The organism is Paraburkholderia sp. MM5482-R2 (genome assembly GCF_050436125.1).
Lineage (GTDB): Bacteria > Pseudomonadota > Gammaproteobacteria > Burkholderiales > Burkholderiaceae > Paraburkholderia > Paraburkholderia tuberum.
The window spans coordinates 318,758-331,940 of the sequence record NZ_JBNDLP010000001.1; the positions used below are offsets into that span (position 1 = coordinate 318,758).

Consider the following 13,183-nt stretch of genomic DNA (forward strand, 5'->3'; position numbering starts at 1 on the left):
CTTAGATGCGGTAACGCCCTGTTCAGATCCGTCTCGACACGGTCGGCGTTCGCTTGCGCAGAGTCTAAGGACACACGTGCATGGACAGAAATGGTTTTTTTGCACCGTAACGATTTATGCTATCGATAGATGCGTCGGTGTGCGACGCAGTCGAAGAGCGTTCTAGCGCGGCTTCGCGTTTCGCTGCGAAGCCAGCTTCCTGACGATGGAGCAGAAGGACCGCACGTGGAGAGATTGTTGTTTCTTGCTGCGCTTGCGCAGGATGCCGGGCGTTCGGATCGGCGTTGGACTTTCCAGCGGGATGACGTTGAGCCCCGGTTGGTGGGCGACCGCATTGGCTGCAACGATCGCGGCGATCTTCGTGCGCGCGACGAGCCCCAGCATCGGCGCGATCGTATTCATCTCCACGATGACCTGCGGCTCTGCCCCGGATGCCTGAAAGCATTCGTTCAACATGACGCGCGTCGTGAACTCGTTCGGCAGCAGGACCATCTGCTGATGATGCAGCTCGACGAGCCGAATGCGTTTGCGGCCTGCGAACGGATGCTCGTCCGACACGACGAGCACCATCTCCTCGTTATAAAGCGGCTCGAACCATAGGTCGTTGCGCTCGGGCGGACGATAAGCGATGCCGAAATCCAGCTGATCGGCCGTGAGCTGAGCGATGATGTCGTCAGCAGACAATTCCTTGACCGTCACTTTCGCTGCCGGAAACTGCGCAAGGAATGTCGCGACGCAGTCGGGAATGAATCCGAGGTTGAACGTATGCGTTGCCCCGACACGCACTTCGCCGCCGAGCACGCCGCCTGATTCCTTCAGCGCGCCGAGTCCCTGATCGACCGCCTCGAGCGCCTGCGTCGCAAAGCCAAGGAACAGTTCGCCCGGCTCCGTCAACACCACCTTCTTGCCGACGCGTTCGAATAGCTGTTGATCGAGTTCGTCTTCGAGTTGCTTGATCTGATGCGAAAGCGTTGATTGCGAAACGTGAACTCGCTCCGCCGCGCGCGTGAAGTTAAGGCAATCGGCCAGCGCCTTGAAGTAGCGCAGATGACGGAGTTCCATAATGCGTCGCAAGTCCAGCGTAACAATCGATGACATCGATTGTATCGATGCAAAATCATCATTTCAACAACTGAATCCGCCTGGCTATCCTTCGCTACAAGACCGGGTGTCCTTATCGGCACGCGGACGGCGGAGAAGGCCCATCGCGGCAGCGGTGCTTTGCGGGGCTGCAATTGAGGAGCGTGAAATGAAGATCGGCAAGGAAACCATACCCAGAACAGCAATCTCGACATCAGACGAGCATTCGATCACCGTGCGCGGCGCCGATCTGTGCCGCGACCTGATCGGCAAAATCTCCTTGACAGAGTACTTCTACCTGCTCCTGACCGGATCGCGCCCGTCGGAGAACGCGACGGCGATCCTGAACGCGACGCTGGTCGCCATCACTGAGCACGGTCTCGTGCCCAGCGTGCAGGCGAGCCGCATGACGCTCGCCGCGGCGCCTGACGCACTGCAGGGCGCGGTTGCAGCCGGCATTCTCGGGTGCGGCTCCGTGATTCTCGGCGCGGCGGAAACGGCCGGACGGATGTTCAGCGAAGTCTCCGAGCGCGCCGGCAACGACGGCGACCTCAACGCCGCTGCGCTCGCTGTCGTCAAGGAGTACCGCGCCGCGAAGCGTGCCATTCCCGGCTATGGCCACCCGCTACACAAGGCGCGCGATCCCCGCGTCGACGCGCTCTTTTCGGTCGCGCGCGACCGCGCGATCAATCTGCGGTACGTCGCCATCGCCGAAGCGGTCGAGCGCGCCATTCCGCAGGTGATCGGCAAGGAACTGAAGCTCAATGTCTCGGCCGCGATCCCGGCCGTGCTGCTCGGCGTCGGCTTTCCACTTGCCGCATTGAAAGGCGTGCCGATTCTTGCTCGCACCGCTGGCCTTATCGCGCATCTAACGGAGGAACTCGAGCGGCCGATCGGCTTCGCGCTTTCTTATCAGGCGACGCGCGAACTCGTCTTCGATGGCGTCCCGGCCGCGCAGACCGGGACCGGCCCTGCCTCCGAGTAAGTGTCTTCCTATTCGACTGGAATCAGCAACATGAACAAGGTACTGCAGGGCGTGCGAGTCATCGAGCAGGGCACTTTCATCACGGGCCCGGCTGCTGCGATGATTCTCGCCGACATGGGTGCGGACGTCATCAAGGTGGAGCAGCCCGGTACGGGAGATCCGTTTCGCGCGTTCCGCGGCGGCTTGTACAGTCCTCATTTCCAGACTTACAACCGTAATAAACGCAGCATTACGCTCAATCAGAAGCTCCCCGAAGACCAGGCCGTATTCGATGATCTGATCCGGAGCGCGGATGTCTATATCCAGAACTTCCGTCCCGGCGCTGCAGAGCGGCTGAACGCTGGCGAGGCAAGGCTTCGCGAACTCAATCCGCGCCTCGTTTACTGCGCAATCAGCGGCTTCGGGCAAACCGGACCGGCCGCTCAGCGGCCCAGTTACGATACCGTCGCGCAAGCGACGAGTGCCTATCTGAACCTGCTCGTGAACCCCGCTGATCCACGCGTCGTCGGCCCCGCGGTAGCCGATGCGATGACCGGTTACTATGCGGCGTTCGGCATTCTCGGCGCGCTCTACGAACGCGGGCGCAGGGGGCGTGCGAGCTCCGTCGAGGTGTCGATGGTCGAAGCGATGTGCCACTTCAATCTGGACGCGTTCACCCACCTGCTGTCCGAGGGCGAAGTGATGGGCCCGTTCAGCCGGCCGAGCGTTTCGCAGTCTTACGTGCTCCGTTGCGCGGACGGCAAATGGGTCGCGCTGCACATGTCGTCGCCCGAGAAGTTCTGGCAAGGCCTTGCGACGGCGATGCGCCGCCCCGACATCTTCCTGGACCCGCGCTTTGCTACGCGTGAAGCGCGCATCGAGCATTACGAAGATCTGATCGTTCTCTTGCGCGAGATCTTCGCGTCGGAAACGCGGGATGTCTGGTGCGAACGGCTGGCCGCCGAAGACGTACCGCATGCCCCGATGTACGACACACGCGAAGCACTTGCCGATCCCCAGGTCAAACACCTCGGGCTCGAAGTGGCGACGACGCACCCGGAGGTGGGGCCGTTCCGCACCATACGGTTCCCGGTGACGTTTGACGGCAAGCGTGAATCCGACGTCACGGCCCCGCCGTTACTGAACGAGCACGACAGCGAAATTCGCAACGAACTGCGGCGCGCCACCCGACCATACGAAAAGGACCGGTAAAGGGTGCGCAGCTAACCATCTGGAGGAGCAAAAATGAGTCTGGAAAATTGGACCCCGAGCAATATCGATATCGAGAAGGCGCGCGCCATTGCGCAGCAGCGGCGCGCCAGCAACAAGGTGAAGATGCTTCACCATCACGCGTTTCGCTGCCGTAGCGCAGAGGAAACGCGTGCGTTCTACGAGGGCCTTCTGGGCTTCCCGCTTGTCGCGGCATGCATCGAACCCATCGACCCGCTGACCAACGAGCCGAAGCCCTACATGCACCTGTATTTCGAACTCGCCGACGGAAGCGCGCTTGCGTTCTTCGACTATCCAGTGCATTTCAAGCCGGCAGACTTCGCTGAGGTCGACCAGTTCTGCCATCACATCGCGATGGAAGTCGAAGGCGGCGACGCGACGATCGATGCTTACAAGAAGAAGCTCGAAGGTGCGGGCGTCGAGGTGTTCGAGATCGACCATGGCTACTGCCGTTCGATCTACTTTTACGATCCGAACGGACTGCGCCTCGAATTTGCAACGAACGTGCCGGTGAGCGAACGGTTCTTTGCCGACAGGTACCAGTTGGTCGATGCCGACATGGAAAAGTGGCGGGCGTTGCGCGCGCAGCACTATGGGGACGTCGCAAATGCCTGACGCACTGTCCGCGACAGGCAGCCGGACCGCCGACTGCGAACTGCGGCGCGGGAAGGGTGTCTCAAGCGACGGCTTGCCTATCGCCTATTGGGATTGGGGCAATCGGTCGGGTATCCCGATCGTTTTGCTGCATGGCTTCTCACTCGATCACAGCGTCTGGGCGCCAGTTTACGAGCAGGCATCCCTGTTGGAAGCGTGCCGTTTCATCGTCCCCGATTTGCGCGGCCATGGCGCGTCGGGGCGTGCGAGTACAGCGGACAGTTACCTCGACGGCAAACTGTGGGCCGACGACATGGCCGCCGTGATCGAGTCGAGCGGGGTTCGCCGCCCGACCGTCGTGGCGTGGTCGTACAGTGGAAGAATGCTGTTCGACTACATCCGCTACTACGGAACGGGGACGCTCGCAGGCATCAATCTCGTTGCCGCGGCGAGCGTGGCCGACCCCACGGCGATCGGGCCGGACCACCTGTGTCTCGAAGCGCTCTGTTCGAGCGAGCCGAGGAGCGCCGAGGCCGCCGCCGCACGGTTCGTTTCCGACGTCCTGCGAATCGGTCCCGACAACGCGAGTTTCGAGTCGATTGCGTCCGCGGTGCGGCTGGTCTCGCCCGAGCATCGTCTTTGGATGCGGCGCAGGGTGCTCGACTATGACAGCGTCATCGCGGCACTCGACATTCCCGTGCTGGTGACGCACGGCAAATTGGATCGCGTTGTCTTGCCCGCGCTCGCCGCGCGACTAGGCCGACTGGTCACGCATGCCCGCATTTCCATCTACGAAAACAGCGGGCACGCGCCGTTTCTGGAAAACCCGCAGCGCTTCGGCGCCGAGTTGCTCAGATTCGCGTCGGGCGCCTGATTGCAGCACGATCGTGTGGCCGACGCTGATGGCCGAGGAAAATGCAATGAGCCGTACCCTTTATGACAAGCTTTTCGACAAGCATACCGTGCGTGCGGAGCCAGACGGTTCTACGCTTCTCTACATTGACCGTCACCTTTTGAACGAAGTGACCAGTCCGCAAGCGTTCGAAGCGCTTCGCATGGAGAGGCGCGCCATCTGGCGACCCAGGTCGACTCTTGCGGTCGCGGACCACAACGTGCCCACAACCGACCGCTTGGCAGGTATCGCCGACGAGACTGCCCGCATTCAGGTCGAAAGACTGCGCGAGAATTGCAAGACCCATAACATCCAGCATTTCGGCATGGACGATGAGCGACAGGGAATTGTCCACGTCGTCGGTCCTGAGTTGGGCACCACGCTGCCTGGAATGACTATCGTGTGCGGCGATTCGCACACGAGCACACACGGTGCGTTCGGCACTTTGGCGTTCGGCATCGGGACGTCTGAGATTGAACACGTACTTGGCACCCAGACGCTGCTGACAAGGCGCAGCAAGAACATGCGCGTGGTGGTGACCGGAGCACTCCCGTCCGGTTGCAGCGCGAAGGACGTTGCGCTTGCTCTCATCGGCAAGATTGGTACGGCTGGGGCGACCGGTCACACAATCGAATTCACTGGTCCCGTCGTCGATGCCCTTTCGATGGAAGGACGGATGACCCTGTGCAATATGTCCATTGAGGCTGGAGCGCGAGCCGGACTGGTTGCAGTCGACGAAACAACGCTTGCCTACTGTCGCAGTCGCCCCTACGCGCCAAAGGGGCAGGACTGGGTAAAAGCTGCGGCTGAGTGGGGCGCGTGGCGCTCGGACGATGACGCGTCTTTCGACGCACACGTCACTCTCGATGCGTCATCCCTGACGCCGCAAGTCACATGGGGGACGTCACCTGAGATGGTCGTGGGCATCGAGGATTGCATCCCCGACCCCGCGACCCTGGCGGACAAGAACCGGCGCACCGGCTATGAGCTTGCACTGCGCTATATGGATTTGAAGCCGGGCACACGCATGACGGATATCTCAGTTGACAAGGTCTTCATTGGCTCCTGCACCAATGGGCGAATTGAGGACCTGCGCGCTGCTGCCGACGTGCTGCGTTCGCTCAACGCCCATGTGGCGCCGAATATCAGCCTCGCTCTCGCGGTGCCCGGGTCCAGTGCAGTCAAGCGGGAAGCGGAACAAGAAGGATTGGACCAGGTTTTCATCGGGGCCGGATTTGAGTGGAGAGAAGCCGGTTGTTCGATGTGCCTCGGAATGAACCCTGACCATCTGGAGCCAGGCGAACGGGTCGCATCAACATCGAATCGCAACTTCGAAGGTCGGCAAGGCGCCGGCGGACGGTCGCACCTGGTCAGCCCGGCAATGGCTGCAGCGGCCGCTGTCGCGGGTCATTTCGTTGACGTACGCGCCCTGAAACCGCGCCAGGAAACCTAGTCATGCAGCCATTTGTCACTCACACCGGCATCGCCGTCCCGCTGGAGCGGGACAACGTCGACACCGATGCCATCATGCCGAAGCAGTTCATGAAAGCTATCGCCCGGACCGGCTTCGGGCCGTATGTGTTCGACGAATGGCGGTTCGAAGACTCCGGTTACTACGGGAAGCCGGCGACGGAGCGGTTGCCTAAGCCGGATTTCGTCCTGAACCGACCGCGCTACGCGGGTGCGTCGATACTTCTCGCCGGTCGAAATTTTGGCTGTGGCAGCTCGCGCGAACATGCGCCGTGGGCTCTTCAGCAGTACGGATTCCGCGTCCTGATTGCGCGAAGCTTCGCCGATATCTTCTACAACAATTGCTGCAAGAACGGGATGCTTCCGGTTGTTCTGACTGGCGATGAAATTTCTTACCTGTTTAAGGCGGTAGATAAAACGCCTGGCTATCAACTTTGCGTTGACCTTCTTAGGCGGTCGGTGTCGGCCTCCGATGGATTTCGTGCCCACTTCGACATGGAGCTAGCCCAGAGAACGCATCTTATCGAGGGTATTGACGAGGTTGGTGCTACGTTAAAGCACGCAGAAGAGATTACAAATTTTGAGGCAACGTATTTAGGGGGACGACCGTGGCTCTGACTCGGCAGGATGGAATATTGGACGCACCACTCGCAAGCACTGAGGTGAGCTCGAGTGGAGGGAGTATTGCTCAATCCGCAACCGCGGACGCACTTTTCAAACGGATTGCGTTACGGCTCATTCCGTTCCTGTTCTTCTGCTACGTTCTGAACTACATTGACCGCGTCAACGTCAGCTTCGCCCATCTGCAGTTCAAGAACGACCTCGGACTTACCGAAGCTGCTTACGGCTTCGGCGTCGGAATTTTCTACGTGGGGTACGTGCTGTTCGAGGTTCCCAGCAGCCTGCTGCTCCGCAGGATCGGAGCCCGAAAGACGATAGCTCGCATCATGGTTCTCTGGGGATTGGTGTCTCTCTCGATGATGTTCGTGCGCAATCCGACCCAGTTCTATATCGCACGGGTTGCTCTTGGCATTGCGGAAGCTGGCTTTTTCCCGGGCATTGTCTACTACCTGACGACCTGGTTCCCTAACCGGTATCGTGCGAGAGTGCTTTCTGCCTTTGTGCTCGGGATTGCGGTCGCTGGTATTACTGGCGGCCCGGTTTCAGGCTGGATTCTGAACAATGCTGAAGGGTGGCATGCGCTGCATGCCTGGCAGTGGCTGTTCCTTCTGGAAGGCGTCCCGCCCGTGCTTGTTGGGCTGTGCGCCTTATGGTATCTGCCAGATAGCCCGCAGACCACGAAATGGCTGTCGGCACACGAAAAGGCCATCGTTGTCCGGGAGCTGGAAGGTGAGTCCGACTCCACTTCCCACCAGATTTCACACTTCGGCGCGGCGCTAAAGAATTGGCGAGTGTATGTCTGCGCCTTCGGGTACTTCACCATCACATGGGCGGGAAGCATTCTTAATTTCTGGGCGCCGTCCGTCATTCGTCAGGCAGGCGTGGCAAATCCCTGGCACATCGGCTTGTTGTCCGCTGTTCCGTATTTCGTCGGCGCAATCGGTATGCTGGTGGTGAGCCGGCACTCGGACGCCCGGAACGAGCGTCGTTTGCACTTCGCTAGTTGCGCACTGGTATCGGCTCTCGGTGCGGTGCTTATCGGCGCAACACATTCTTCCTTCGGACCTGCAATCGCTGGCCTGGCTCTCGTCGCCATCGGGTACCTGACGTGTACAGCAATCTTCTGGACTATTCCGGCAACCTTCCTGTCCGGTACAGCGTCTGCGGGCTCAATCGCCCTGATATCCAGCATCGGCCAGCTCGGCAGTCTCACGGCTCCGACCGCGATCGGCTCACTGACAGCGCTCACGCATGAGATAAGCGCTGGTTCGTACCTGGTAGCGTTCGTCCTGATGTGCGGCGCGGCAGTCATCGCAGTGGCGATGCGCAATAGCGCGGCGAAATGAAAGCAAGATTCGAGGAGAGCTGTTTGTCGCTTATCGCAAAGGTGGCACTAGTGTTGATACTCGCTGCGTAATGCGTGACCTCATACCCGGCGTTGGCGCAGAGTATCGACATAGACAAGCCTCTGACTATTGCGAAAGAAGGAAGCTTCGGTTCTGTTGCAGTAAGGCGGTCGGCTATGATGGGCGGAACGACACGAACGACTGAAAGCTCGATGAAGACTATGAATCCGGCGGTGGCCCGAGTGCTCAAACGCCTGCATTATCCGCTCGACGTGATTCTGACCTGCGTGCGCTGGTACGTGGCCTATCCGCTGAGCCTACGGCACCTTGAAGACATGATGGCTGAGCGTGGCGTTTCGGTCGATCATTCGACTGTGCACCGCTGGGCCATCAAGCTGCTGCCGGTGCTGGAGAAAGCGTTTCGCCGCCGCAAACGGCCGGTGGGTAAGAGCTGGCGGATGGACGAAACATACATCCGTGTCAAGGGGGAATGGCGGTATCTTTACCGGGCCGTCGACAAGGACGGCAACACCATTGACTTTCTGCTGCGCGCCCATCGGGACAAGACTGCGGCCCGGCGTTACTTTGAGAAATCGATCGCCCAGAACGGTATGCCCGAGACGGTAACCATCGACAAAAGCGGCGCCAATCTCGCCGCGCTCGAGGCGATCAATGCCGATCGTGAAGCGCCCATCAGGATCCGCCAGTCCAAATATCTCAATAACCTGGTCGAGCAGGATCATCGGGCGATCAAGCGACGAACGCGGCCCATGCTGGGGTTCAAGACCTTTCGCTGTGCCCGGATCCTTCTGGCCGGCATTGAGATTATCCACATGATCGCCAAAGGACAGATGAAGTGTGTTCGCGGAGCCCATCCGTCCGCCGCTGATCAATTCTACGAGCTCGCAATGTAAGCAGTACTTCGCGAATCGATCTCGCTCGCTCTTTGATCCTTACTGCGACAAAGCCCCCGGCGCAGCCGGGCCGCTGTTTGTCGCGAGTCACGTTCGCTGGCTTCACGCTCGACCAGCAGCCCGAGACGTTCTTCAAAGCCCAGCCGGTCGATGCCGTCCTGGGTCTGTTGCTCGGCAAGCGCCGCGGCCATGCCAGACAGGCGCAGCGCGTGCAGTTTGTCGACAGTGGGATGTTGCAGCATAACGACTCCCTTTCAGCTTCAGTGGTAGTACGAAGGCCCGCGCACGTTGGCGTGCATGAGCGGCAGGTCAGCCTGGGCGGGAGTCGCTTCGGACTCCCGGTCCAGGCCGTTCTTCAGCGTCGAGGCAATGAACTTGTAGTTCGGCGCTTTCAGATCGATGGCGCGGCGGCAGGCGGCTTCGAGCCGGTCGCGCCCGTAGTCCTTGCCCATGCGCAGCACGCCCAGGCAGGTTCGATAGGATTGCTGCGGGTGCTTGCGGGCGCCCAGCAGGTGCTGGATGACGGCCGACGTATGCGGGCCGATGTCGGCGGCCCAGTCACGCAGCCGCTGCGGATCCCAGCCTTTGGCGACAGCCAGATGCTCCGGCGGCATGTGCGCGTCGATCGTGGTGTGGTAGCGACGGCGAGCGCTTTTGCCGTGGGCGGCAATGCGTTGGCCACGATGGAAGATTTCGACGGTGTTGGCCGTGTGACGCATGTCAACCTGCTCGCGCGCGTAGCGGTACGGCACCGAGTAGTAGTGCTGATCGAGCTCAACGTGATAGTCCGGGCCGACGCGCGCGACCTTCCATTCCGCGTACTGATACGGCCGCTCGGGCAATGGCCTGAGTGCCGGGCGATCGATCTCGTCGAAGACGCTACGGCGGCAGCCAGGCAACTTTTTGAAGGGCCGGTTGTTCAGGTCGCTCAGCAATGCGGCGACTGCGCGGTTGGCCTCGTCCAGGCTGAAGAAGCGCTGATTGCGCAGGCGGGCGAGGACCCATCTCTGGACCAGGAGGACCGATAACTCGGCTTTCGGCTTGTCCCTCGGTTTTTTACTGCGAGCCGGGATCACAGCCACGGAGTAATGCCTGGCCATTTCCTGGTAGGTTGGATTGATGTCGGGATCGTAGAATCCGGGCTTGTGCACGCCCGATTTCAAATTGTCGGGCACCAGGATCTCGACCAGGCCGTCATAGAACGCGAAGGCGCGCACGTGCGAGCCGATCCAGTCGGGCAACTGCTGGGTCCACGTGAGTTCCGCGAAGGTGAAGCCGGACACCCCGAGCGCAGCGACGAACAGCTCGGCCTCGCGGATTTCACCGGTGCCCGGGTTGATGATGCCCAGCTTCTTGCCCGGTTCTGTCGCAGTAAGCGTGACGAGACGACAAATGTCAATATAATCAGTATTGCTTACATAACAAGTGAATAAAACTGCCGGGAAGCAGACAACGGGTCTTTGCCCACACATTTCATCTGTCCTTTCCTGATCATGTGCATTACCTCGATGCCGCCGAGAATGACCCTCGCACTGTGGAAATCCTTGAACCCTAGCATAGGACGGGTCCGGCGTTTGATAGCCCGATGGTCCTGTTCGACGATGTTATTCAGGTATTTGATCTGGCGGACCTTGATCGGCGTCTCGCGATCGGCATTCACCGCGTTCAACGCGGCCAGATTGGAGCCGCTTTTGTCAATGGTCACGGTCTCTGGCGCACCATTGTGGGCGATGGCTTTTTCAAAGAACCGCCGGGCTGCAACCTTGTCCCGCCTGGCCCTGAGCAGGAAGTCGATCGTGTCGCCCGCCTTGTCCACCGCCCGATAAAGATATTTCCACTCGCCTTTGATCCTGATATAGCTCTCGTCCATTCGCCAGCTTTTCCCAACCGGAAGCTTGTGCTTGCGGAACGTCTTTTCGAATAGCGGCAATAGCTTCCGTACCCAGCGGTACACCGTGGAATGATCAACCGCGATACCACGCTCGTCTATCATCTCCTCGAGATTGCGCAAACTTAACGAATAGGCGACGTACCATCGCACGCACAGCAAAATCACTTCAAGCGGGTAATGAAGCCGCTTCAGGACCTTGGCCAGGCCCGGGGCAAGCGTGGTTCGCGGTGTCTTCGTCTTCTTCATCAGACAGCTCAGAAATTTTGCTGCCCAATTTTAACCCGGCCCCTTACTGCAACAAAACCCTTTATCAAGCCGGGTCAACTATTCACCTCCAGCGACCTGTGCCATCGGATCCGAACGAGTTGTCTTGCCGGCCGAAAAGGCCAGTTCATGTCGCTCAGCGCGGGATGTCGGATGACCGCTGTTCCCGAGTAAGCTGCCGTTGCGGTGACGGACCTTCGAACGACGGCAGTGGGTCGAGCTGAGACAGTTGACCGGGTGCCACCGACCCGCTGGCCTAGCCGAGTTCGCCGCCTTGCTCGAACTCCACGATGCGCCGGCCAATCTCCCGGTAGGTCGCCGTCATCAACGCGTTGACGCGGCGGGCGGCGGCCGCGCGCGCGGACTCCACCACGTCGGCGATTTCACGCTGCAGGCCCGCGTAGATGGCCGGTGCGATGCCGGTCTTCGTCACCGTGCGTTCACCGCGTCTTTGAACGCCTTGCCGGCAGTGAACTTCACCGTCTTTGCCGCGGCAACCTGGATTTCAGCGCCCGTCGACAGATTGCGGCCGGTGCGTGCCGCACGCTGTCCCGTCGGGAACGAGTCGAAACCGACCAGTTGCACGGTGTCGCCAGCGGTCACCGCGCGCGTGATGGCGCCTGGCACTGCATCGATGACTTCGCCGGTGGCGGCCCTGGTGTCGCCGGTGCGGGCTGCGACCGCGTCAATCAGTTCCTGTTTATTCATGTTCGATCGGTTGTTGTTGGCCAGACCCGCAACGTACGGCAACGGGCGGTCCGAACGCAAACGCGCACGCACGTGCCCAAGGTAGCGCCCGCCCCCTCCGTTTTCCCGGCCAGCGCGGGCTGCCGGAGCGTGACAGACGGAAAATCGTCCAGCGACCAGCAGCGCTGTCGCGGCACTGCGGTAACAGTCGGTGTGTGCGGCTCCGTCATTGCGAAACGGTCTCGACGTTGGAGGGGCGGACCAGGCGAACATGACGGTTAGTTGCGTCATCCGGTATTAAATGAACCGGTAAGGCGAGCTTTTGCAGGAGCGCGGACACTGGAACGCTGAGGCTTTCCTCCTGCAGTCCGTCGTGACATCGCTAACCGCATCGGGCGCCTTGGCGATGCGGCGGCACGTAATGGCGCCGGGCAAATCGTTTGCGCCTTTGCGCCGGAGGTCCTATGAAGTCACACGCGGATCTGCCATCGGGACGGCAGGAATTCGCCCTTATGAGAGCGTCGAACGCACATGTCAGGGCCGAATCGATACTCGAACCTCCAGATTTCAGTCTGCGTAACGAGCGAAGCCGAATGTGGTCGGTCGAGGAGGATGCCATGTGGAACCGATCGGCGATGATGACAAGATCACCGTTCGGCAGACCAGGCTGCCCCTGGTAGCGCCCCCGTTTGCCGAGTAGGACAAGCAGCGCTAAACCCGGGTCATCAACGCGCCCATGCTCGTGGCAGCCTCTTCGCATCCTTCCCGGTTTGGGCTGCGCAAGGCGGCAGGAGGCGGCAGCAGGAAGGAACAGTTAGAGTACCCGACGCGCCGGCGCATCACCTAAACTGTAGGCATGTTTGCGACTCGACAGGAGGTCGCCATGGCCGAATCAATTTCGGGAATCATGCTGGGAGTGATCGTTCTGATCATGGCTGCCATCCTCGTGACGGAGCACTACCGACGTGAACATCACAGGAGCCGGCAACTCCGCTGGCTGGACACCCATCCGATGCGGGACTGGTTGCACCGCAGGCCTTGAAGCACAGCAGACACCTGCCTTGTTGACTGTCCACCCATTGCGGGCAATTCCGGCAGCGCAAGCGACAGGGGCCAGCCGTTTGCGCTCCACTCCGGACGAGCTGTGCTCCGGGATTTTGCCAGCGTCGGCATGACCCGGCGCGTCCCGGGTAACGCTCGCTTCCCGGGCCCGAGCATGGTGCGGCGGCA

The 13,183-nt window shown here is 60.5% G+C and carries 14 protein-coding genes and 1 pseudogene; 9 read left to right on the forward strand and 6 right to left on the reverse strand.

The features are described from left to right. Positions 1-162: 162 nt before the first annotated feature. Positions 163-1,062, reverse strand: coding sequence for a LysR substrate-binding domain-containing protein (locus OKW37_RS01405; RefSeq protein WP_090812159.1), 900 nt, complete (start codon positions 1,060-1,062; stop codon positions 163-165). Between the two features lie 187 nt (positions 1,063-1,249). Between OKW37_RS01405 and OKW37_RS01410 the strand changes: the two genes are divergently transcribed. From OKW37_RS01410 to OKW37_RS01445, 8 genes are all read left to right on the forward strand, one after another. After that, positions 1,250-2,065 (forward strand): citryl-CoA lyase, encoded by an 816-nt coding sequence (locus OKW37_RS01410; protein WP_090812160.1) that lies wholly within the window; start codon positions 1,250-1,252, stop codon positions 2,063-2,065. A 30-nt stretch (positions 2,066-2,095) separates the two neighbouring features. After that, complete coding sequence (locus OKW37_RS01415; RefSeq protein WP_090812161.1) at positions 2,096-3,256, forward strand: CaiB/BaiF CoA transferase family protein; 1,161 nt, start codon at positions 2,096-2,098, stop codon at positions 3,254-3,256. Between the two features lie 33 nt (positions 3,257-3,289). After that, entirely contained in the window at positions 3,290-3,889 is a 600-nt protein-coding gene (locus OKW37_RS01420) for a VOC family protein (protein WP_090812162.1), read from the forward strand. Then, positions 3,882-4,742, forward strand: a complete 861-nt coding sequence (locus OKW37_RS01425; RefSeq protein WP_090812163.1) for an alpha/beta fold hydrolase — start codon at positions 3,882-3,884, stop codon at positions 4,740-4,742. Before OKW37_RS01420 ends, OKW37_RS01425 begins: the two co-directional genes overlap by 8 nt. 46 nt (positions 4,743-4,788) lie before the next feature. Beyond that, positions 4,789-6,213: a 3-isopropylmalate dehydratase large subunit gene (leuC, locus tag OKW37_RS01430; protein WP_429401558.1), complete on the forward strand. Its 1,425-nt coding sequence runs from the start codon at positions 4,789-4,791 to the stop codon at positions 6,211-6,213. Positions 6,214-6,215: 2 nt separating this feature from the next. Continuing rightward, the gene (leuD, locus tag OKW37_RS01435) at positions 6,216-6,848 is read left to right on the forward strand and encodes a 3-isopropylmalate dehydratase small subunit (protein WP_429401560.1); all 633 of its coding nucleotides are present in this window, start codon (positions 6,216-6,218) and stop codon (positions 6,846-6,848) included. Between the two features lie 44 nt (positions 6,849-6,892). After that, positions 6,893-8,197: an MFS transporter gene (locus OKW37_RS01440; RefSeq protein WP_429401743.1), complete on the forward strand. Its 1,305-nt coding sequence runs from the start codon at positions 6,893-6,895 to the stop codon at positions 8,195-8,197. A 212-nt stretch (positions 8,198-8,409) separates the two neighbouring features. Next, on the forward strand, positions 8,410-9,111 hold the full coding sequence (locus tag OKW37_RS01445) for an IS6 family transposase (protein WP_429401562.1): 702 nt from the start codon (positions 8,410-8,412) through the stop codon (positions 9,109-9,111). Here OKW37_RS01445 and OKW37_RS01450 read toward each other — a convergent pair. The 5 genes and pseudogenes from OKW37_RS01450 to OKW37_RS01470 all read right to left on the reverse strand — a co-directional run bounded on the left by OKW37_RS01450 (position 9,093) and on the right by OKW37_RS01470 (position 11,974). Continuing rightward, on the reverse strand, positions 9,093-9,353 hold the full coding sequence (locus OKW37_RS01450; protein WP_429401564.1) for an ATP-binding protein: 261 nt from the start codon (positions 9,351-9,353) through the stop codon (positions 9,093-9,095). The two genes, OKW37_RS01445 and OKW37_RS01450, sit on opposite strands and share 19 nt — an antisense overlap. Before the next feature lie 18 nt (positions 9,354-9,371). After that, positions 9,372-10,469: pseudogene (gene istA, locus OKW37_RS01455) on the reverse strand (IS21 family transposase); the annotation flags it as partial. A gap of 56 nt (positions 10,470-10,525) precedes the next feature. Continuing rightward, a complete protein-coding gene (locus OKW37_RS01460) occupies positions 10,526-11,248 on the reverse strand; it encodes an IS6 family transposase (protein ID WP_429401566.1) in 723 nt (240 codons plus the stop codon). A gap of 274 nt (positions 11,249-11,522) precedes the next feature. Then, positions 11,523-11,699 carry a DUF1016 N-terminal domain-containing protein gene (locus OKW37_RS01465; protein WP_429332863.1) on the reverse strand — a complete coding sequence of 59 codons (177 nt, stop codon included), beginning with the start codon at positions 11,697-11,699 and terminating at the stop codon, positions 11,523-11,525. Next, positions 11,696-11,974, reverse strand: coding sequence for an HU family DNA-binding protein (locus OKW37_RS01470; protein WP_429401568.1), 279 nt, complete (start codon positions 11,972-11,974; stop codon positions 11,696-11,698). The genes OKW37_RS01465 and OKW37_RS01470 overlap by 4 nt, the downstream gene beginning before the upstream one ends. Positions 11,975-12,836: 862 nt before the next feature. Here OKW37_RS01470 and OKW37_RS01475 point away from each other — a divergent pair. Then, positions 12,837-12,995: a hypothetical protein gene (locus tag OKW37_RS01475; protein ID WP_167368858.1), complete on the forward strand. Its 159-nt coding sequence runs from the start codon at positions 12,837-12,839 to the stop codon at positions 12,993-12,995. The last annotated feature ends 188 nt before the right edge of the window (positions 12,996-13,183 follow it).

Excerpts from the sequence above, each read along its gene's own strand:
- OKW37_RS01405 (WP_090812159.1), bottom strand. The coding sequence starts at position 1,062 with ATGGAACTCCGTCATCTGCGCTACTTCAAGGCGCTGGCCGATTGCCTT.
- OKW37_RS01470 (WP_429401568.1), bottom strand. The coding sequence starts at position 11,974 with ATGAATAAACAGGAACTGATTGACGCGGTCGCAGCCCGCACCGGCGAC.
- OKW37_RS01460 (WP_429401566.1), bottom strand. The coding sequence starts at position 11,248 with ATGAAGAAGACGAAGACACCGCGAACCACGCTTGCCCCGGGCCTGGCC.
- OKW37_RS01410 (WP_090812160.1), top strand. The coding sequence starts at position 1,250 with ATGAAGATCGGCAAGGAAACCATACCCAGAACAGCAATCTCGACATCA.
- OKW37_RS01475 (WP_167368858.1), top strand. The coding sequence starts at position 12,837 with ATGGCCGAATCAATTTCGGGAATCATGCTGGGAGTGATCGTTCTGATC.
- leuC (WP_429401558.1), top strand. The coding sequence starts at position 4,789 with ATGAGCCGTACCCTTTATGACAAGCTTTTCGACAAGCATACCGTGCGT.
- OKW37_RS01425 (WP_090812163.1), top strand. The coding sequence starts at position 3,882 with ATGCCTGACGCACTGTCCGCGACAGGCAGCCGGACCGCCGACTGCGAA.
- OKW37_RS01415 (WP_090812161.1), top strand. The coding sequence starts at position 2,096 with ATGAACAAGGTACTGCAGGGCGTGCGAGTCATCGAGCAGGGCACTTTC.
- leuD (WP_429401560.1), top strand. The coding sequence starts at position 6,216 with ATGCAGCCATTTGTCACTCACACCGGCATCGCCGTCCCGCTGGAGCGG.
- OKW37_RS01445 (WP_429401562.1), top strand. The coding sequence starts at position 8,410 with ATGAAGACTATGAATCCGGCGGTGGCCCGAGTGCTCAAACGCCTGCAT.
- OKW37_RS01420 (WP_090812162.1), top strand. The coding sequence starts at position 3,290 with ATGAGTCTGGAAAATTGGACCCCGAGCAATATCGATATCGAGAAGGCG.
- OKW37_RS01450 (WP_429401564.1), bottom strand. The coding sequence starts at position 9,353 with ATGCTGCAACATCCCACTGTCGACAAACTGCACGCGCTGCGCCTGTCT.